At 43.2% G+C, this 18,809-nt stretch carries 19 protein-coding genes; all 19 read left to right on the top strand.

Annotated features, from left to right (window positions below):
* Positions 1–25: 25 nt before the first annotated feature.
* Positions 26–955, top strand: a complete 930-nt coding sequence (locus tag ACO1PK_RS02395) for a chemotaxis protein CheV (protein ID WP_423187089.1) — start codon at positions 26–28, stop codon at positions 953–955.
* A gap of 16 nt (positions 956–971) precedes the next feature.
* On the top strand, positions 972–1,805 hold the full coding sequence (locus ACO1PK_RS02390) for a CheR family methyltransferase (RefSeq protein WP_423187088.1): 834 nt from the start codon (positions 972–974) through the stop codon (positions 1,803–1,805).
* Positions 1,806–1,869: 64 nt separating this feature from the next.
* Positions 1,870–2,271: a flagellar basal body rod protein FlgB gene (gene flgB / locus ACO1PK_RS02385; protein ID WP_423187087.1), complete on the top strand. Its 402-nt coding sequence runs from the start codon at positions 1,870–1,872 to the stop codon at positions 2,269–2,271.
* 2 nt (positions 2,272–2,273) lie between these two features.
* Complete coding sequence (gene flgC / locus ACO1PK_RS02380) at positions 2,274–2,693, top strand: flagellar basal body rod protein FlgC (protein WP_423187086.1); 420 nt, start codon at positions 2,274–2,276, stop codon at positions 2,691–2,693.
* 13 nt (positions 2,694–2,706) lie between these two features.
* Positions 2,707–3,432, top strand: a complete 726-nt coding sequence (locus ACO1PK_RS02375) for a flagellar hook assembly protein FlgD (protein WP_423187085.1) — start codon at positions 2,707–2,709, stop codon at positions 3,430–3,432.
* A 16-nt stretch (positions 3,433–3,448) separates the two neighbouring features.
* Positions 3,449–4,843 carry a flagellar hook protein FlgE gene (gene flgE / locus ACO1PK_RS02370; protein WP_423187084.1) on the top strand — a complete coding sequence of 465 codons (1,395 nt, stop codon included), beginning with the start codon at positions 3,449–3,451 and terminating at the stop codon, positions 4,841–4,843.
* 154 nt (positions 4,844–4,997) lie between these two features.
* A complete protein-coding gene (locus ACO1PK_RS02365; RefSeq protein WP_423187083.1) occupies positions 4,998–5,744 on the top strand; it encodes a flagellar basal body rod protein FlgF in 747 nt (248 codons plus the stop codon).
* A gap of 93 nt (positions 5,745–5,837) precedes the next feature.
* The gene (flgG, locus tag ACO1PK_RS02360; RefSeq protein WP_423187082.1) at positions 5,838–6,626 is read left to right on the top strand and encodes a flagellar basal-body rod protein FlgG; all 789 of its coding nucleotides are present in this window, start codon (positions 5,838–5,840) and stop codon (positions 6,624–6,626) included.
* Positions 6,627–6,640: 14 nt separating this feature from the next.
* On the top strand, positions 6,641–7,324 hold the full coding sequence (flgH, locus tag ACO1PK_RS02355) for a flagellar basal body L-ring protein FlgH (protein WP_423187081.1): 684 nt from the start codon (positions 6,641–6,643) through the stop codon (positions 7,322–7,324).
* A gap of 9 nt (positions 7,325–7,333) precedes the next feature.
* A complete protein-coding gene (locus tag ACO1PK_RS02350; RefSeq protein WP_423187080.1) occupies positions 7,334–8,428 on the top strand; it encodes a flagellar basal body P-ring protein FlgI in 1,095 nt (364 codons plus the stop codon).
* 1 nt (position 8,429) lies between these two features.
* Entirely contained in the window at positions 8,430–9,578 is a 1,149-nt protein-coding gene (flgJ, locus tag ACO1PK_RS02345) for a flagellar assembly peptidoglycan hydrolase FlgJ (RefSeq protein WP_423187079.1), read from the top strand.
* Between the two features lie 26 nt (positions 9,579–9,604).
* On the top strand, positions 9,605–11,629 hold the full coding sequence (gene flgK, locus ACO1PK_RS02340) for a flagellar hook-associated protein FlgK (protein ID WP_423187078.1): 2,025 nt from the start codon (positions 9,605–9,607) through the stop codon (positions 11,627–11,629).
* Between the two features lie 4 nt (positions 11,630–11,633).
* The gene (flgL, locus tag ACO1PK_RS02335; protein WP_423187077.1) at positions 11,634–12,869 is read left to right on the top strand and encodes a flagellar hook-associated protein FlgL; all 1,236 of its coding nucleotides are present in this window, start codon (positions 11,634–11,636) and stop codon (positions 12,867–12,869) included.
* A gap of 200 nt (positions 12,870–13,069) precedes the next feature.
* The gene (locus ACO1PK_RS02330; protein ID WP_423187076.1) at positions 13,070–13,897 is read left to right on the top strand and encodes a flagellin; all 828 of its coding nucleotides are present in this window, start codon (positions 13,070–13,072) and stop codon (positions 13,895–13,897) included.
* 161 nt (positions 13,898–14,058) lie between these two features.
* Positions 14,059–14,883, top strand: a complete 825-nt coding sequence (locus ACO1PK_RS02325; protein ID WP_423187075.1) for a flagellin — start codon at positions 14,059–14,061, stop codon at positions 14,881–14,883.
* A gap of 71 nt (positions 14,884–14,954) precedes the next feature.
* Positions 14,955–15,779, top strand: coding sequence for a flagellin (locus tag ACO1PK_RS02320; protein WP_423187074.1), 825 nt, complete (start codon positions 14,955–14,957; stop codon positions 15,777–15,779).
* A gap of 288 nt (positions 15,780–16,067) precedes the next feature.
* Positions 16,068–16,892 (top strand): flagellin, encoded by an 825-nt coding sequence (locus ACO1PK_RS02315; protein ID WP_423187073.1) that lies wholly within the window; start codon positions 16,068–16,070, stop codon positions 16,890–16,892.
* A gap of 70 nt (positions 16,893–16,962) precedes the next feature.
* On the top strand, positions 16,963–17,355 hold the full coding sequence (locus ACO1PK_RS02310) for a flagellar protein FlaG (protein WP_423187072.1): 393 nt from the start codon (positions 16,963–16,965) through the stop codon (positions 17,353–17,355).
* Between the two features lie 7 nt (positions 17,356–17,362).
* The gene (gene fliD, locus ACO1PK_RS02305) at positions 17,363–18,808 is read left to right on the top strand and encodes a flagellar filament capping protein FliD (RefSeq protein ID WP_423187071.1); all 1,446 of its coding nucleotides are present in this window, start codon (positions 17,363–17,365) and stop codon (positions 18,806–18,808) included.
* Position 18,809: the final 1 nt, after the last annotated feature.

The raw sequence follows: 18,809 nt of genomic DNA, 5'->3' as shown, positions 1-18,809 counted from the left end.
CTAAAGGTTTTTAAAGGAGCTGTTTATGTCTAGTATTCTGGATTCTGTCAATCAAAGAACACAATTGGTTGGACAGAATAGGCTCGAGTTACTGCTTTTTAAACTCGCCGGACGGCAGCGCTACGGTATAAACGTTTTCAAAGTAAGAGAAGTTCTACAATGTCCACGTCTTACTTCTATGCCAAAACGTAATAAATTTGTTCGTGGTATCGCCCATATCCGTGGGCAAACTATTTCTGTGATTGATTTAAGCCTTGCAACAGGCGGTAAGCCTATTGCCGATTTAACAACCGCTTTTATTATCATTGCTGAATACAATCGTTCTATTCAAGGTTTCTTGGTCAGCTCCGTTGAACGCATTATCAATATGAATTGGGAAGCCATTATGCCACCGCCAAAAGGCACCAGTGGTAAGCAAAGTTATTTAACGGCCGTCACAGAAATAGATAAAGAGCTGGTAGAAATTCTCGATGTAGAGAAAATTTTAGAAGAAATTTCTCCTTCGCCAACAATGATTCATGATTCCGCAGTCACTAAGAGTATCACGGCTGATTTAGGTGGTCGCATCATTCTGATTGCAGATGATTCCGCGGTTGCCAGGAATCAGGTTAAGCGTTCGCTTGAACCCTTAGGCGTGCAAATGCATTTAGTTAATAACGGCCGAGAAGCCTTAGTCTATTTGCAACAACTTGCAAAAGAATGCAAAGAGTCAATCACCGAAAAGGTTGGGCTACTCATTTCTGATATTGAAATGCCAGATATGGATGGCTACACCTTAACCGCTGAAGTTAAAGCAGATCCTAAATTAAAAAGATTACACGTTATTCTGCATACTTCGTTAAGTGGGGTATTCAACCAGCAAATGGTACAGAAAGTGGGTGCTGAAGATTTTATTGCTAAATTCAATCCAGATGAGTTAGCGCAGTCTGTGCAAAAATGGTTACATGTTGATTAATTGCTAAGGATATTTCGTGGAGAGTAAGCAATTACAGGAGTCTGAGTACAAGCAGTTCCGAGACTTCTTGGAGCAACAATGCGGTATTGTACTTGGCGATAATAAGCAGTATTTAGTTAAAAGCCGTTTAGCTCCTCTGATGCAGCGTTTTGGCATAGCAACACTGTCTGAATTAGTTAATAAAACGATGAGTCCTTTTGAGCGGCAGTTACGCTCTGCAGTGATAGATGCGATGACGACTAATGAAACCTTATGGTTTCGAGATACCTATCCTTATGAGTTATTGAAGAACCAATTATTGCCAGAGTTGGAAAAAACTTGCCGCAGTGTCAAAATTTGGTCAGCTGCCAGCTCCTCAGGTCAAGAGCCTTATTCTATTTCTATGACGGTAATGGAGTACCAACAAGGGCGGCCATCTTCTTTTGCTGGTGGCGTGAGTGTGTTAGGTACTGATATCTCTAATACGATGTTAGAACACTGTCAACGAGCTGAGTATGATGGTTTAGCCTTAGCCCGAGGGTTATCGCCAGAGCGGCGAGCGCGTTTTTTTGAAGATAGCGGTAAAGGGATGATGCGCGTAAAAGAACCCGTCCGCAAAAAGGTCAGTTTTCGCCATTTGAACTTGTTAGACAGTTATACCTTACTCGGCAAGTTTGATATTATTTTTTGCCGTAACGTGTTGATATATTTTTCACCCGAGGTAAAAGCCAAAATTATCCGTCAATTTGCCCAGTCTTTAAACAGTCGAGGTTATCTGATTTTAGGCGCATCAGAATCATTGTCGAGTCTGAATGAAGATTTTGAAATGCTGCGTTGTAACCCTGGCATCATTTATCGTAAAAAAATCTAGTTATTAAAAATTGGCCTGCTCTTTGCATTCTTAGGTTGAAAGTTCAACATAAGGTGGCAAAAAAATGGCAATCAGTTTTGATAAAGCATTTGGCTTACACCAACAGGCGTTGCTGGTTCGCGATCGCCGCGCCCAAGTGTTATCAGAAAATATCGCAAACGCTGATACTCCAGGCTATAAAGCGAAAGATCTTGATTTTCAACAAGCCTTAACTAACGCCCAATCTAAACAATCCCAGCCGATTAGCAGAACGCATAATGGGCATTTTGCTATTTCTACCGCCGTGCGCCAAGAAATGAAATATCGCAACCCAGACCAGCCGGATACCGGCGATGGCAATAGCGTAGATATGCATCGAGAGCGTAATGCCATGATGCAAAACGCGATTGAGTACCAGACCAGTTTACAGTTTTTAAATAGTCGGATCAGTGGTTTGCAAAAAGCCTTAAAAGGTACAGGACAATAATTATGAGCTTATTTAAAGTTTTTGATATTGCCGGGTCTGGCATGACGGCGCAATCTGTTCGCATGAACACGACAGCCAGTAATATTGCTAATGCGAATTCAGTTAGCAGCAGTATAGATCAAGTGTATCGTGGTCGACATCCGGTATTCGCGGCAGAGTTATCGGAAGCGAAGCGGCAACAAGATGCCGGTCGTGGTGTAACGGTACTCGGTATTGTGGAATCAGATGCGCCACCTAATGTGGAATATGCCCCAAATCATCCTTTGGCCGATGAAAATGGTTATGTTTATAAACCCAATGTGAACATTATGGAAGAAATGGCGAATATGATTTCAGCTTCACGTGCTTATGAAACCAATGTGCAAACAGCGGATGCCGCGAAACAGATGTTGATGCGAACCCTGCGTATGGGTCAGGGATAATAAGGGCTGAATTATGACAACGATTAATAAAAACCCTGCGTTAGATGGCATGTATTGGGATACGACTAATAAAGTCGCAGATAAAAATAATGGCGCCTTAACACAGTCTGATTTCTTTGCGCTGCTGACGCAGCAACTGGCTTATCAAGATCCCACCAAACCTGTTGATAATGATCAAATGATTGCTCAGATGACTAACTTCACAACTGCAGATGGCATTGGCAAGTTAAATGAAAACTTTTCAAGTTTGGCGCAAAGCATGACTTCCAATCAAGCATTACAGGCATCCTCATTGGTCGGACGCTCGGTATTGACGAAGTCAGATCAAATTGTTTTTACGGGTGATTCATTGGCTCGCGGCACTATTGAACTGGAAAAACCGGCCAGCTCGCTCCGAGTGATGATAGAGAACGAAAAAGGTGAGCTCATTCAAAGTTTTAGTATGCAAAACCCCAGTATGGGCCGTAATACCTTTATATGGGATGGCAGCTATCTTCCTTCTGGCGAAAGTAGTGTAGATAGCGTAGACGGCCAATTAGCGGAACGAGTACGCGCAGGCACCTATAAATTAAAAGTTGAAGCAAGTTACAACGATGGAACCACGGCCAGTTTACCTGCGAATGTTTATACGCCGGTAGGTAGTGTCAGCATGAACAGCAATGGTCAAGGCATCCTATTGAATTTACTAGGCTTAGGTGCTGTTAAACTAGGTGATGTTTTAGAGGTTTCTTACACTTAAGTAAGTGAGGTGAGTTATGAGTTTTAATATAGCGTTAAGCGGCATTGCCGCAGCACAAAAAGATTTAGATGTAACGGCAAACAACATTGCTAACGTTAATACTACTGGTTTTAAGGAATCACGAGCTGAATTTGCCGATGTTTATGCAACCTCCATTTTTGCTTCAGGCCGAACAAAGGTCGGTGATGGTGTTACTACATCTTTGGTTGCACAGCAATTTAGCCAAGGATCTTTACAATTTACCAATAACTCGCTGGATTTAGCCATTACCGGTGAAGGTTTTTTTGCACTGACCCCCAATAGGTTTTCCCAAGATATGACCTATACCCGCGGCGGCGCTTTTAAACTTGATAAAGATAATTTTATTGTTGATAACAATGGTAACTTTTTACAAGGCTTTGCTGTTGATCCTGTCACGGGTGAAAATCAATCAGTCAGTTTAAGTACCACTCAGCCGATTTCTATTCCCACCTCGGCTGGCGCACCAAGGGCTACCAGTCAAATCTTCCTGTCGATGAATGTCGATTCTCGTAGCGTAGCGCAAGATCGTGATCCCGATTTATTCCGGCCAGGCGATCGTTCAACTTATACGCATTCTACCTCAGTTACGGTCTATGACAGTTTAGGTGAAGCGCATATTGTCACGACCTATTTTCGAAAAATAGAGAAAGCCAACCCTGCTGATCCGAACGAAACTTGGAATGAATGGCAAACATTTGTGATGTTTAACGAAGTAGGTAGAGATTCGAATGCACAAGCTAATCCTGCTCCCGGTGCAAACGTAGTATTCCAAGGTAATTCGATCTTTTTCGATGCCAATGGTAATTTTATTTTACCTACCGATCCGCCATCAGCACCGCTATTATCGGGCAATGTACCAAGAGTCACCTTGCCTAACAACGTTCTCAATGATGTTGCTGGGGAATATCTCACTAATGGCGCGCAATTTCCTAGAGATTTGGTAATTAACTTCCGCGATGCTTCTGGTGTGCGATTGCCTACGCAATTTGCTTCAGCTTTTGATGTCAGCAATCTAAGTCAGGATGGTGCCACTGTTGGTAACCTAACTGGAGTAGATATCGATGCCTTTGGTAAAGTATTAGCCAGTTACAGCAATGGTGATTCGGCTTATTTAGCGCAGGTAACCATGGTACGATTTGCAAACTCCCAAGGCCTTAAACAAGTCGGTAATACCTCTTGGAAGCAATCGATTACCTCTGGTGAACCCATTTCTGGTCAAGGAAATACCGGCACTTTTGGCGCTATTAACTCTTCAGCATTAGAGCAATCTAACGTCAATTTAACAACGGAGCTGGTTGATCTGATCAGTGCACAACGTAACTTCCAAGCCAACTCGCGTGCGTTGGAAGTAAATAGTTCGCTACAACAAACGATCTTACAGATCCGATAATTTCTTATTACTTCAAAAACCACCTGCGGGTGGTTTTTTCATTTTACCTTGCCTCACTTCGCATAATTTAAACATTCAAACTATAAATTCACGTTGGCACTGTTATTGCTTACTTAATAACTAAGTTTAATTCGCTATTCCGATGAGGTGAGTGATGGATCGTCTGTTATATATCGCGATGAGCGGTGCTAAAGAAAATATGAATGGCATCAGCGTTCGCGCTAATAATCTGGCCAACACCGGTACGGTGGGTTTTAAAGCCGATTTTGAACAAGCTCGCAGTATGCAAGCCTTCGGTGACGGCTTACCAACACGGGTCTTCTCAATGACGGAGAGCCCTGGTCAAAACTTTGACAGCGGCGCCATGATCATTACCGAGCGCGAGTTAGATATTGCCATTCAAGGAGACGGCTGGTTTGCCGTTCAAGATAAAAATGGCAATGAAGCTTATACCCGGGCCGGTAATCTACAACTTACTCCTGAGGGCATTTTAACCACGGCGAATGGGTTAGCGGTGATGGGCGATGCTGGCCCAGTACAATTGCCTGTACCTTTGGCAAAAATGGAAATTGGCATTGATGGCACCATCAGTGCCCGAGCTCAAGGTGCGCCAGCCAATGTGCTAGAAGAGGTGGGGCGTATTAAATTAGTTAAGCCCGCATTTGTCGATTTGGTGAAAGGTAATGATGGTTTATTTCGTCGCAAAGATGGGCAACCTGCTGAAGCCAGTGCGGAGGTGTCGTTACTGAATGGCGCTTATGAAGGCAGTAATGTCAATGCAGTGGGCGAAATGACTACGATGATTAGCTTACAGCGGCAATTTGAGTTGCAGGTAAAAATGATGAAACAAGCTGAAAGAATGGATCAGCAACAAAATCAGTTGTTGCGCATTATGGGATAAGTTTTGCTTGATGAATTTATTGACATCATTTTTCGCAGATAAGTTAAACAGGCTTATAAGCAGATTAACAGGGCGTTAGCCCAGGAGGTAGAAATGCATCCAGCATTGTGGATAAGTAAAACGGGATTAGACGCCAAGCAGCGTGATATCTCGGTTATCTCTAACAACTTGGCAAATGCCAGTACTGTTGGTTTTAAGAAGAGCCGAGCCGTATTTGAAGACTTACTCTACCAAAACATTAACCAACCGGGTGGGCGCTCTTCGCAAAACTCTGAGCTCCCAAATGGCTTAATGATTGGTGCTGGTACGAAAGTGGTAGCTACTCAAAAAAGCTTTACGCAGGGCAATTTAATCGCCACCGAGAACAGCCTTGATATCATGATTCAAGGCCATGGCTTTTTTGAAGTGTTAATGCCGGATGGTACCATTTCCTATACCCGAAATGGCCAGTTTACTGTGGATGGTGAAGGTAACGTGGTCACTTCAGGCGCGGGCTACCAAGTACAGCCCAATATAGTCGTTCCGCCCGATGCCACTGGCATTGTTATTTCACAGGATGGCGAAGTTTCAGTGCGTTTAGCGGGGCAGGTAGAAAGTGCGGTTCTAGGGCAGCTTACCGTCACGAATTTTATTAATCCTGCAGGCTTAGAGCCTATAGGGCAAAATTTATTTAGTCAAACTCCTGCCAGCGGCGAGCCTGTACAGGGGATCCCTGGTTTAGAGGGGCTCGGTATTATCGTGCAAGGCGCCTTAGAGACATCTAACGTAAATGTAACCGAGGAATTAGTCAGCTTAATTGAAAGTCAGCGCGTGTATGAAATGAACTCTAAAGTAATTTCCACGGTTGATCAAATGCTTGGTTTTGTGATTCAGCAGTTATAAGGTAGGTAGCTAATATGCGTAATCTGCTAATAGTCGTTTTGCTTGGTTTGATTGCTAGTGTACTGACGGGCTGTGCCTCAACAACAGAGGCTAGACCCGATGATCCTTATTTCGCCCCCTTGCCACCGGAGCCTGCGCCAAGGCCTGTGGTGCGAAACGGATCGCTCTTTACGCAAAGTCATTCCAATAGTTTGTACTCGGATAATAAAGCTCGACATGAGGGCGATATTATTACCGTGGTACTACGTGAGAAAACGCAAGCATCAAAAAATGCGAAAACCGAGTCGAAAAAAGACAGTAATACGGCTTTTGATCCGTTGAATATTGGTGGTCGCAGTGCCTCAATTGGTGGCAATGTGTTACAGCTTGGTTCTAGTAGTAGCCAAGATTTTAAAGGTGATGCAAAAGCGAACCAAAGCAACAGTCTGGTTGGAGATATTTCTGTCAATGTGCTGCAGGTCATGGCCAATGGTAACTTGGTGATCCGTGGTGAAAAGTGGCTCACGTTAAATACCGGTAAAGAATATATCCGCCTTACAGGCGTGATTCGGCCGCAAGATGTCGATGTCAATAATACGGTGGAGTCTACCAAGATTGCTAATGCAAGAATTGAATACAGTGGTACTGGCTCTCACCATGGTGGTCAAGCACCTGGTTGGTTAACTCAGTTTTTCAATGGTCCGCTGTGGCCATTTTAGGAGTTCACTATGCGTAATCTGCTTAAATTTACGCTGCTAGGGTTATTAGCACTTAGCTTACCGGTTAGCGCGGCCAGGATAAAAGATGTTGCAGATATTCAAGGTGTGCGCAGTAACCAATTAATTGGCTATGGTTTAGTAGTAGGTTTACCGGGTACCGGCGAGCAGAGTCCTTTTACCGAGCAAAGCTTTCGGACTATGCTCGCAAGTTTTGGAATTAACTTGCCTGCTGGTGCTCGCACTCAGATAAAAAATGTGGCAGCGGTGGCTATCCATGCCGAATTACCTGCCTTTGCTAAACCCGGTCAGACTATTGATATTACGGTGTCTTCCGTTGGCAGTGCGAAAAGCTTACGCGGCGGTACGTTATTACAGACTTTTTTAACTGGCTTAGATGGTAACGTGTATGCGGTTGCTCAGGGCAGTTTAATTGTTAGTGGTTTAGGTGCTGAAGGTCTAGATGGTTCCCGTATTCTGGTTAATACCCCTACGGTAGGGCGTATTCCGAACGGTGCCGTTGTCGAGCGAGAAGTGGAGTCTCCCTTTGCACAAGGTGATTTTATTACCTTTAACTTAAAGCGACCGGATTTTACTACGGCAAAACGCCTTGCTGAAGCGATTAATGGTTTTATGGGGCCAGAAACCGCTCATTCTTTAGATGCTTCGTCTATCCAAGTCAGAGCACCACGTGATGTCAGTCAACGTGTTGCTTATTTATCCGTGCTAGAGAACTTGACCTTTCAACCCGCGGATCAGTCGGCGAAGATCATTATCAACTCTCGTACTGGTACCATCGTGATTGGTAAAGATGTTCGGCTCTTTCCAGCTGCTGTTAGCCATGGTGGTTTAACAGTAAGTATTGAAGAAAACCCGCGTGTGGTACAGCCTAACCCGTTAGCCGATGGTGAAACAGTGGTAGTTGAAGACAGCATTATCAATGTTAATCCTGAAAACTCCAGAATGTTTAAATTTGACCCAGGCGTCACGTTAGATGAACTGGTGAGAACCGTTAATGCCGTTGGCGCGGCACCCGGTGATTTAATGGCAATCTTGGAAGCGCTAAAAGAAGCGGGTGCGATTCACGGCGAACTTGTGGTGATCTAAGATGAACAGTGGCAAATTACAGCACTCTTATCATGATTTAAACAGCTTACAACAGATAAGAGCAGCTGGTCGTAATGATGAAAAAGTCGGGTTACGACAAGCCGCTGAGCAGTTTGAAGCAATATTTTTCAATATGTTATTGAAAAGTATGCGCCAAGCCAATGCTGCCTTTGAAGCCGAAGGCATGATGAACAGCCAAACTACCGAGTTTTACCGCGATATGCATGATAGCCAGATGGCCTCTGATTTAGCGCAAAAAGGCTCGTTAGGTTTGGCTGATTTATTGGTACAACAACTTGACCCACAGGCAATAGCTAAGCAGCGTAAGCAAACGGAGTTATTACAGCTACCTGGGGCGCTTAATGTTAGAGCATTGGAGATGCCTGAAACACAGCACGCCAATCAAGAACAGGATTTTGCTTTGCTAAAAGCGCAAGCGATGCACCAGTTAGTCCAAGCAGATGTGATACAACCAGGACGGCGAGAGTTATCACAACTCAGTCCCATAATAGAAAAGTTACAACAACAGCGTGAACGGGCAGAAGCCGCTAAAGCGGTTGAAATGGCGCAAACTAAGATGGATGCTACAACGAGAACAAAAGAAACCAGCAGCCCAGAATTTCGTGTTGATTCACCCGTGGAGTTTATTCGTAGTTTACTACCTGCCGCCAAACAAGCTGCTAGCACCTTAGGCTTAGATCCTTTGGCATTGATTGCGCAGGCCGCGCTAGAAACGGGCTGGGGTAAGCGCATGATTAAAACTGCTGGCGGTGACAATAGTTTTAACTTATTTGGTATTAAAGCCAGCCGCAATTGGCAGGGAAATACCGCTGTGGTGGATACCTTAGAGTATCGTCAGGGCGTGGCGCGTAAAGAGCAGGCTAAGTTTCGTGCGTACGATTCACCAGAGCATAGTCTCCAGGACTATACTCAGTTTATTAGTAACAGTGTGCGCTATCAGCAAGCCGTTGCGGTAGCACATGAGCCCGCTGCCTATTTTAGTGAGTTACAAGCGGCTGGGTATGCAACCGATCCAAATTATGCACAAAAAATTATGTCGGTATTTAACAGCTCAGCCTTTGAAAAAGTGCGCCAAGAATTAAACCGGGCTCAAGATTTTACCCTTGCAGCCGATGAACAAAGTGAATAGGCAAGTAAGTTGCCCCGGAGTAAGCAATGTCTGATAATTTACTAAAAATTGGCACCTCTGCAATAAGAGCGAATAGCATTTTGCTTGGTACAACCAGTAATAACATTGCGAACATTAATACTGAGGGCTATGTTCGGCAACGGACTGAATTTATCTCTGATCCTCTTGGTTTTGGGGTGGGACGCGGCACAACTGAGCGGTTGGTTAATGATTTCACGCTGAAACAGCTGCGGCGAGACACATCCAACTTTGCTTTCTCGCAACAGTTTGTTTCTGAAGCTAATCGAGTTGATGCACTATTTTCAAATCCAGCAAATAGTATAGCTACAGGGATGAATGATCTGTTTACGCAGTTGCAAACTGCTAATAATGATCCAGTACAGCCGTCAAATCGACAGTTAGTTATAGGAAGCGCACAATCACTGCTAAACCGCTTTGAAGGCATGTCAAATCTGCTAAAAGACCAAGAGTCATTTATAAATGATCAATTTGATATTTATGTTAACGAAGCGAATGACATGATTAAGCAAATTGCCATTTATAACAAAGATATTGCGGCTTATGGCAAAGGCGCAACCCGACCAATTCCGCTTGATTTGCTTGATAAACGTGATTTGGCTATTTTGAAGCTATCTGAAATGATGGAAATCAATGTGCTGGATGCGGCCAACGGTGAAAAACTGGTGTTTATGAATGATGGCCAATCTTTAGTGGTGGAACAGGGCGACTTTCGGTTGTTATCCTTACAAGGTAACCCTGATCCCACTCGAAAAGAATTACAATTGCAGCTAAATTCGAACTCCAATGTTTTGCGTGATGTTAACTCAAAAAGTATTGGTGGTAAGTTAGGGGCTTTGGTAGCGTTTCGGGAAGAAATCTTAGATCCCACACAAATTCAACTGGGCCAGTTGGCGTTGTCTCTGACAGATGCCTTAAATCGGCAAAATAAGCTGGGTTTGACCTTAGACGGTAACTTAGGGACTGAGCTGTTTCGTTTACCTGTGTTTAATGGTTTAAATTTTCGAGAAAATACTGGTACCGCAGCGATCAGTGTTGCTTTAGAGCCTGGTAAAGGCAAGCAGCTTCCCCCTAATGACTTTTTAGTGACTATTACTGGTGCGAATCAGGTAACAGTGGAAGCGCTTAATAGTAAGGGGGAAGTTATTTCAGGCTCAGCTAAGATAATAGATAGTTTAGATTTTACTTCGCAGGTAGTGTTAAATTCAGACAGTATGATTCCAACAGATCCAAATAATCTGGATCTGTACGGGTTAGAGATAACCATTAGCCCCGGAGCTAACGTCGGTGATCGTTTTATGTTAAAGCCCTTACAGCAAGCGGCTAGAGATATTGAGTTAGCGACTAATCGTGGAGAAGATGTCGCTTTAGCTAATCCGATTCGTGGCGATTTTAATAATGCCAATCTTGGAAATGGTCGAATTGAAGACATTGTCGTCACAAATACTGCGACAGTAGCGCCCTTTCTAGGTAATGCCCCTTTAACAGTGTTATTTACGGGCTCTGATACTTTTGAAGTAAGGGATGCTTCCAATTCGCTGTTAGGTACGGCTAATTTTACTAACAATAATTATAAATCCGTATTAGCAGAAGCTGGCTTAGATGAAACACTTGGCTTTGATTTCAACATAAGCGGTGTGCCTAGGGTTGGAGATAGCTTTACTATTGAACGGAATGATAATGGTTTTAGTGATAACCGCAACGGCTTAGCGCTGGTAAAACTACAGACTGATAATACGACTCGTCGTAACGTCGTAATTGTGGATAATGGGGTAAATGATTTTAGTTTTAATCAGTCTTATGCTACAACGGTGGGGAATATTGGTGAGCGTACAAGGCAAGCCAGAACTAGCGAAGAAGCTAATACGGCTATACTAGAGCAAACCACAAACTGGTATGAGTCACTATCTGGTGTCAGCTTAGACGAGGAAGCGGCAAATTTGGTTAGGTTTCAACAAACCTATGCCGCAGCGGCACGAATTCTGTCAACGTCGCAATCCATATTTGACACTCTTTTTCAGTCGCTGAGGTGATATTATGCGTTTAACCTTCAATATGCAGTTTGGGCAAAGTCTTAATGGTATCCTTAACACTCAAAAGAAAATGTCTATTGCTGAAAATCAGCTTACAAAACAAACGCGAATTTTAACACCGGCTGATGATCCTGCCGCCTCTGCTAAGGTACTTGGCTTAGACCAAAACTTATCGCAAGTTGAGCAATTTCAAAAAAATAGCGTGTTACTTCGAAATGGTTTAGCACTTGAAGAAACTATTCTTAGTAATATGCGTACTAATTTTGATCGTATTTCGCAGCTTGCTATAGCATCAGGAAATGGTACCTATACAGAAGCGGAGCGACAAGCCGTTGCCCTTGAGCTAAAAAATATCCAAATTGAGTTTTTCGATTTAATGAATACACGCGACTCTGATGGTGGTTATATTTTTGCGGGCTTTCAGGATCAATCTCCGGCGTATGAATTTGATCAAACTTCAGGACGCTTTCTGTTTAAGGGCGATGATGGTTCTCGCGCTTTGCAAATATCACCATCAATAAGTTTATCTGGCAGAGATAGTGGTAAACGTATTTTTGATGATACTTTTACACGCTTTAAAACTACGCCCCCTACTGTTGCTGCAGGTAGCCCCACTTCAGTGTCTTTGAGAGTTGCAGATCAGGCGCGCTTTGATCAATTTTTCCGCGCGAATTATGATAGCCAAGTGCCTGCAAATAATGCTTATAGCGTTGCTATCGATGCGACTAATACGTTTCAAGTGCTTAACAATGGTGCTCCTACGGTTCCTCCTATTACGGGGATCTACACGCCAGGGGCCGCCATTAACTTTAATGGTTTATCTTTATCACTAGCAGGCCCTGCCGCGGTGCCTGGTCAGATCGATTTTGAACTGCAAACCCCAGATAAAAAAAATATTCTAGATACTTTACAAGATTTTATTAGTGCACTACAAAACCCAGCATTAACTGGTGATGATTTCTTAGAGTCGATCTCTGATGTTCTGGTGCAAACAGATAATAGTGCTCGTAATGTAGATAACACCATGGCTAATATTGGTGGCCGAATTAATGTGTTAGACAGTGTGTTTGATAGTAACGCTGATTTAGTTATTAATAATAAAGGCTATAAAGCAGATATTGCTGAAGTCGACTTTGCAGCAGCCTTGACTGAAATCAAAAAACAGGAGGTTGCATTGCAAGCTGCTTCGACGGTTTTTTCAAAAATTGCTGCGACAACGCTATTTGATTTTATCCGGTAGAACATTTTGATAAAGTGTAAGCTTTTGATTTTATAGTTTTTTATTTTTATGATTTTAACGGCTTTATCTTTTTATATTCTTTAATTTTTTAAAATTTAAAAAATCCCTCAAGTTTTTCTCAGCGTTTCCGATAACTAATTATCACGGCAAGCACACTAACAAATGCTTGAAACGACCAGATAAATTGCGAGGAATACATCATGGCTTTATTTGTAAACACCAACGTATCGTCTTTAAATGCGCAACGTCAAATGGTGAATTCTGGCAACGCGCTGGACACCGCTTTTAAACGTTTATCTTCAGGCTTTCGGATTAACAGTGCAGCTGATGATGCTGCAGGTTTACAGATTTCTAACCGCTTAACCAGTCAAATTAATGGTTTAGACCAAGCAGCGCGTAACGCCAATGACGGCATTTCTCTAGCGCAGGTTGCGGAAGGTGCAATGGAAGAGATTACTAACTCTTTACAGCGCATCCGCGTGCTGGCGATTCAATCGCAAAATGGTATCAATAGCGAAGATGATCGTATTGCGCTACAAAAAGAGGTGTCAGCGTTAAAACTGGAAATGAGCCGGATTGCGACCACAACCCAGTTTGGTAAAACAGATTTATTAACCGGTGGTTTCTCAGCAAAATTCCTGGTGGGCGCCAATGCGGATCAAAATATCAGCGTGAATTTATCACGTGCCGGTGGTTTTGGTACCTCGGGTTTAGGCTTAGCCGATTTAAGCGTGTCAACCGTGTCAGGTGCCTCCGCCGCCTTAGCCTTTATCGATAGCGCCATTGGCATTATTGATGGTACCAGAGCGGATTTAGGTGCGGTACAAAACCGCTTCCAAGCCACGATTCGTAACTTAACCAATATTTCTGAGAACGTATCAGGTGCCCGAGCGCGTATTCGTGATACGGATTTTGCCAAAGAAACGGCAGAATTAACCCGTACTCAGATATTGCAGCAAACCAGTTCTACAGTATTAGCTCAGGCTAACCAGCGGCCGCAAGCTGCACTGAGCTTACTACAAGGCTAAATTTACGCCTAAAAAAAAGCCCCCTTTATGGGGGCTTTTTCATTGTTTTTTAAAGAGTTTTTTTTCCTCTAAAGTTTTTTGTCGGGAGGTCGATAAATTTATACAAGCGGCGAGAAATGATAAACGCCAAATTGTAGAGACATAATCTTGAGGAATACATCATGGCTTTATTTGTAAACACCAACGTATCGTCTTTAAATGCGCAACGTCAAATGGTGAATTCTGGCAACGCGCTGGACACCGCTTTTAAACGTTTATCTTCAGGCTTTCGGATTAACAGTGCAGCTGACGATGCCGCTGGTCTGCAAATTTCCAGCCGCTTAACCAGCCAAATTAATGGTTTAGACCAGGCAGCGCGTAACGCGAACGACGGTATTTCGCTGGCTCAGGTTGCAGAAGGTGCAATGGAAGAGATCACTAACTCACTGCAACGTATCCGCGTATTAGCGATTCAATCGCAAAATGGTATCAATAGCGAAGATGATCGCATTGCGCTGCAAAAAGAAGTGTCAGCGTTAAAACTGGAAATGAGCCGGATTGCAACTACAACCCAGTTTGGTAAAACTGACATACTAACCGGTGGTTTCTCAGCAAAATTCCTGGTGGGCGCCAATGCGGATCAAAATATCAGCGTGAATTTATCACGTGCTGGCGGCTTTGGTACCTCGGGTTTAGGCTTAACCGATTTAAGCGTATCAACCGTGTCAGGTGCCTCCGCCGCCTTAGCCTTTATCGATAGCGCCATTGGTATTATTGATGGCACCAGAGCGGATTTAGGTGCAATACAAAACCGCTTCCAAGCCACGATTCGTAACTTAACCAATATTTCTGAGAACGTATCAGGGGCTCGGGCGCGTATTCGTGATACGGATTTTGCCAAAGAAACGGCAGAATTAACCCGTACTCAGATATTGCAGCAAACCAGTTCTACAGTATTAGCTCAGGCGAATCAGCGGCCACAAGCTGCACTGAGTTTACTGCAGTAAGAGTTTATAAAATTTATGGGGTAGTTAAGCAACAAGGCAGGCAATGACTTGTTTTTAAATAGGGAAAAGAGATGGCATTAACGGTTAATACCAATGTATCGTCCCTAACCACCCAGAGAATGTTAAGTAATAGCAACACTGGCCTGACAACAGCATTTGAACGATTGTCGTCAGGCCTAAGAGTAAACCGTGCTGCTGATGATGCAGCTGGTTTGGTGATAAGTTCGAGTCTCACCAGCCAGATTGATGGGCTCACGCAAGCAACGCGGAATGCAAATGATGCTATTTCTCTGGCGCAAGTGACTGAGGGAGCGATAGAAGAAATTGTTAATACGCTGCAGCGAATACGGGTATTAACACTACAGGCGGGCAATGGTATAAATTCGTCAGATCAGCTTCAGGCATTACAGCAAGGGTTTGAGCAAGGGCTTAATGTGATTGATGGAATTGCTAATAACACCACCTTTGGCAATTCGTCCTTATTAGATGGTAGTGCTGGCACTAAAAAATTTTTAGTGGGGGCAAATTCTGGTCAGAACATTGAGATAAAGCTTGAGCGACGATTTAACACTGATGTGACGGGGTTAGGTTTACAAGGACTGAATCTTGAAACGGATGATCTGGGCAGTATTCTTGATGTCGTTGATAACGCCATTGATGTTGCCGATGCCCAACGTGCCGAGCTTGGTGCAACACAAAATGCAGTCAATTCAAGAATGAAAAACCTGAGTAACATAACAGAGAACGTTTCAGCCTCCCGCAGTCGAATTCGAGATGCTGATTTTGCTAAAGAGACATCAGAGTTAACCAGAAATCAAATTTTGCAGCAAAGTAGTACCAGTGTGTTAGCCCAAGCGAACCAAAGACCGCAAGCGGCATTACAATTTTTACAGTAGTTAGGTTGGCACAAAATTAAATTGCAGTTTAGTGATGTGTCTCAAGAGTTTATCAGTTTCCTATGCGTAAAAGGTGGCTCACTTATAACGCTCTTGATTTATAAAAAACCAGTTGTTTTAAAAAACAGCTGGTTTTTTTATAAAAATTAAAAAAAAGCCTAAAGTCCTACTTAAACCTGCCGATAACTTAAATAAGCCAAGTTGCAGCTTGGCCTATTAAACTAAACAATGCTATTTCTTAATGAGTTTTTAACAGCTTAATGTCAGTTAAAAACTAAGGAGTGACTCATGGCTTTATTTGTAAATACTAATACTTCGTCGCTAAACGCGCAGCGGCAGTTAGTAAACTCTGGTAACTCTTTGGATACTGCGTTTAAACGCTTATCATCTGGTTTCCGGATTAATAGTGCATCTGATGATGCTGCTGGTCTGCAGATCTCAAACCGTTTAACTAGTCAAATTAACGGCTTAGATCAGGCTGCGCGTAACGCGAATGACGGTATCTCTGTTGCTCAGGTTGCAGAAGGTGCAATGGAAGAAATTACCAACTCATTGCAACGGATCCGTGTACTGGCTATCCAATCACAAAACGGTATTAATAGTGATGATGATCGGATTGCCTTACAGAAAGAAGTTTCTGCATTAAAAGTTGAGATGAGCCGTATTGCAACTACTACGCAATTTGGTACTCAAAACTTGTTAGATGGCAATTATTCAGCAAAATTCTTAGTAGGCGCTAACGCTGATCAGAATATCTCTGTGAACTTGTCAAGAGCAGCAGGTTTTGGCACTTCAGGTTTGGGATTAAGTGATTTAAGCATTTCATCTGTTTCAGGTGCTTCAGCGGCGCTAGCGTTGATCGACAGCGCTATTGGTATTATCGACGGAACTCGTGCGGACTTAGGTGCGATTCAAAACCGCTTCCAGGCCACGATTCGTAACCTGACCAATATCTCTGAAAACGTATCAGGTGCAAGAGCGCGGATCCGTGATACTGACTTTGCCAAAGAAACCGCTGAGTTAACACGCTCACAGATTCTGCAGCAAACCAGTACGACTGTATTAGCTCAGGCTAATCAGCGGCCTCAGGCAGCGCTTTCATTACTAGGCTAAACTAGCTAATGCTTCGCGGCGGTGAAAATGGTAGTATTTTCACCTCCGCGCGCCAATCTGGAGCGACAATATGAGCAGTGTAACGAATTCTTCAAGTGTGCTGAATCTCGCTAATTATGTTAGCGAGCAAAATGTACGGGATGCAACTGTTAGCAATACCCTGTTGCAAGGTGCCACAGCTAAGAAAATCACTGAAACTGAAACACCTGCGGCAATGACGCCAGATAACCTGAATGAAGCCATAAACACGCTGAATCAGGTTCCTGTCATCAAAGAGCGTAATTTGAGTTTTTCTGTTGACGACATATCCGGTCGTTCAGTCATAAAACTACGTGACAAACAAACTGATGAAGTTATAAAGCAAATTCCGTCAGAAGAGTTGTTAAAAGTTGCACAAGATGTTAAACGTTTACAAGAACAAATGGGGCAGTCAATAGGTTTGCTAGTCGATAACAAAGTATGAGGTTGTTATGTCCAATATTAATTTTCTAGGTTCAGCATCAGGATTACCGCTAAATGAACTGGTCACAACCTTTGTTCAGGTTGAGCGTGATTCCCGCTTTGCCAGAATTAATACGACTAAAAAAACGTTAGATGCGTCATTATCAGGTTTTGGAAGGTTGAAATCGGCTTTATCAACTTTCCAAACCTCATTAAAGCAGTTAACAGCAAACAATTTAAACGCCCGAAGCGCTACGGTTACTCAGCCTACTGAAAATAAAACCTATATTGAGGCAACCGCTTCTCGATCTGCTTCTGCTGCAAACTTCGATATTAAGGTTAACCAACTTGCTACGGGGTCACGGTTAGAAAGTGCTAATGCAGTTTTTACCAGTTCTGATGATGTTGTCGCAACCTCAGATAGCATTTTAACCTTTACCGCGGGGGATAAGACCTTTGATATAGAGGTCACCGCAAACATGACGCTAAATCAGTTGCGGCAAAAAATAAATCAAAGCACAGACAATTTTGGTGTAAATGCCAACATCATCAATGCCGGTGGCACAACGGGAACTAAACTGGTTTTCACCTCTAGCGTTACGGGTGATGGTAATGGTTTAGTGGTTTCCAATAATAACAGCGAGCTTGATACTATCTCCAGCGGTCAACTTATCACTAGTCAAGCTTCACAGGATGCCATTATCGAAGTCGATGGTATCGTAGCGCGCAGTAGTAGTAATACCTTTACCAATACCATTCAAGACGTGAGTATTGTGGTAAAAGCTGAAACTCCGGCAGGTAATAATGCGCAATTAGCGATAGCGACTGATAAAGATCAAGCGAAACAGAAAATTGAAGAGTTCATAACCAGTTACAACGCCTTAGTGGATCAAATTAGTTCACTGACCAGACCAAGAACACTCGGTTCAGATGGTAAAACGGTGACCTCTGAGGGCGGTGCCTTAAGTGCCGATCCGATGCCACGTAATCTCATGTCTCAAATGCGCGCTATGCTGGGTGGTAACGTTGCTGACGCGGATCCGTCGTTGTCTACCTTGTATGCACTGGGTATAACCTTTAATAAAGACGGTAAATTAGAAATTGCGGGTTCAACGGAGTTTGGCGGTGAAACCGGCCGTCAACGTTTTGATAAAGCCCTTGATGAAAACTTTGATAATATTGCCAAACTTTTTGATGGTGAAAATGGCATCTCTACTCAGTTAGATAATTTTATTAAAGAATTTAGTCAAGCGGGTGGCTTGATAGCGACCAAAGAACAATCAATTAGAACGCAACTTGATAAAAATACTAAAGATGCTGAGGCAGCCAGCCGATATATAGCTAGTTACGAAGAATCTATGCGTAAAAGATATACCGCCTTGGATTCTTTACTGGCAAGTTTGCAAAGAACTCAAAGCAACATCACTGGGGCGCTTTCAAGCTTACCGGGTTTTGTTAATAACGCTAAATCCTGAG

Source organism: Alishewanella sp. d11, from assembly GCF_049390205.1.
Lineage (GTDB): Bacteria > Pseudomonadota > Gammaproteobacteria > Enterobacterales > Alteromonadaceae > Alishewanella.
This window is presented reverse-complemented; position numbering and strand designations above follow the sequence as displayed.

Excerpts from the sequence above, each read along its gene's own strand:
- ACO1PK_RS02395 (WP_423187089.1), top strand. The coding sequence starts at position 26 with ATGTCTAGTATTCTGGATTCTGTCAATCAAAGAACACAATTGGTTGGA.
- flgB (WP_423187087.1), top strand. The coding sequence starts at position 1,870 with ATGGCAATCAGTTTTGATAAAGCATTTGGCTTACACCAACAGGCGTTG.
- flgC (WP_423187086.1), top strand. The coding sequence starts at position 2,274 with ATGAGCTTATTTAAAGTTTTTGATATTGCCGGGTCTGGCATGACGGCG.
- ACO1PK_RS02375 (WP_423187085.1), top strand. The coding sequence starts at position 2,707 with ATGACAACGATTAATAAAAACCCTGCGTTAGATGGCATGTATTGGGAT.
- flgE (WP_423187084.1), top strand. The coding sequence starts at position 3,449 with ATGAGTTTTAATATAGCGTTAAGCGGCATTGCCGCAGCACAAAAAGAT.
- ACO1PK_RS02365 (WP_423187083.1), top strand. The coding sequence starts at position 4,998 with ATGGATCGTCTGTTATATATCGCGATGAGCGGTGCTAAAGAAAATATG.
- flgG (WP_423187082.1), top strand. The coding sequence starts at position 5,838 with ATGCATCCAGCATTGTGGATAAGTAAAACGGGATTAGACGCCAAGCAG.
- flgH (WP_423187081.1), top strand. The coding sequence starts at position 6,641 with ATGCGTAATCTGCTAATAGTCGTTTTGCTTGGTTTGATTGCTAGTGTA.
- ACO1PK_RS02350 (WP_423187080.1), top strand. The coding sequence starts at position 7,334 with ATGCGTAATCTGCTTAAATTTACGCTGCTAGGGTTATTAGCACTTAGC.
- flgJ (WP_423187079.1), top strand. The coding sequence starts at position 8,430 with ATGAACAGTGGCAAATTACAGCACTCTTATCATGATTTAAACAGCTTA.
- flgK (WP_423187078.1), top strand. The coding sequence starts at position 9,605 with ATGTCTGATAATTTACTAAAAATTGGCACCTCTGCAATAAGAGCGAAT.
- flgL (WP_423187077.1), top strand. The coding sequence starts at position 11,634 with ATGCGTTTAACCTTCAATATGCAGTTTGGGCAAAGTCTTAATGGTATC.
- ACO1PK_RS02330 (WP_423187076.1), top strand. The coding sequence starts at position 13,070 with ATGGCTTTATTTGTAAACACCAACGTATCGTCTTTAAATGCGCAACGT.
- ACO1PK_RS02325 (WP_423187075.1), top strand. The coding sequence starts at position 14,059 with ATGGCTTTATTTGTAAACACCAACGTATCGTCTTTAAATGCGCAACGT.
- ACO1PK_RS02320 (WP_423187074.1), top strand. The coding sequence starts at position 14,955 with ATGGCATTAACGGTTAATACCAATGTATCGTCCCTAACCACCCAGAGA.
- ACO1PK_RS02315 (WP_423187073.1), top strand. The coding sequence starts at position 16,068 with ATGGCTTTATTTGTAAATACTAATACTTCGTCGCTAAACGCGCAGCGG.
- ACO1PK_RS02310 (WP_423187072.1), top strand. The coding sequence starts at position 16,963 with ATGAGCAGTGTAACGAATTCTTCAAGTGTGCTGAATCTCGCTAATTAT.
- fliD (WP_423187071.1), top strand. The coding sequence starts at position 17,363 with ATGTCCAATATTAATTTTCTAGGTTCAGCATCAGGATTACCGCTAAAT.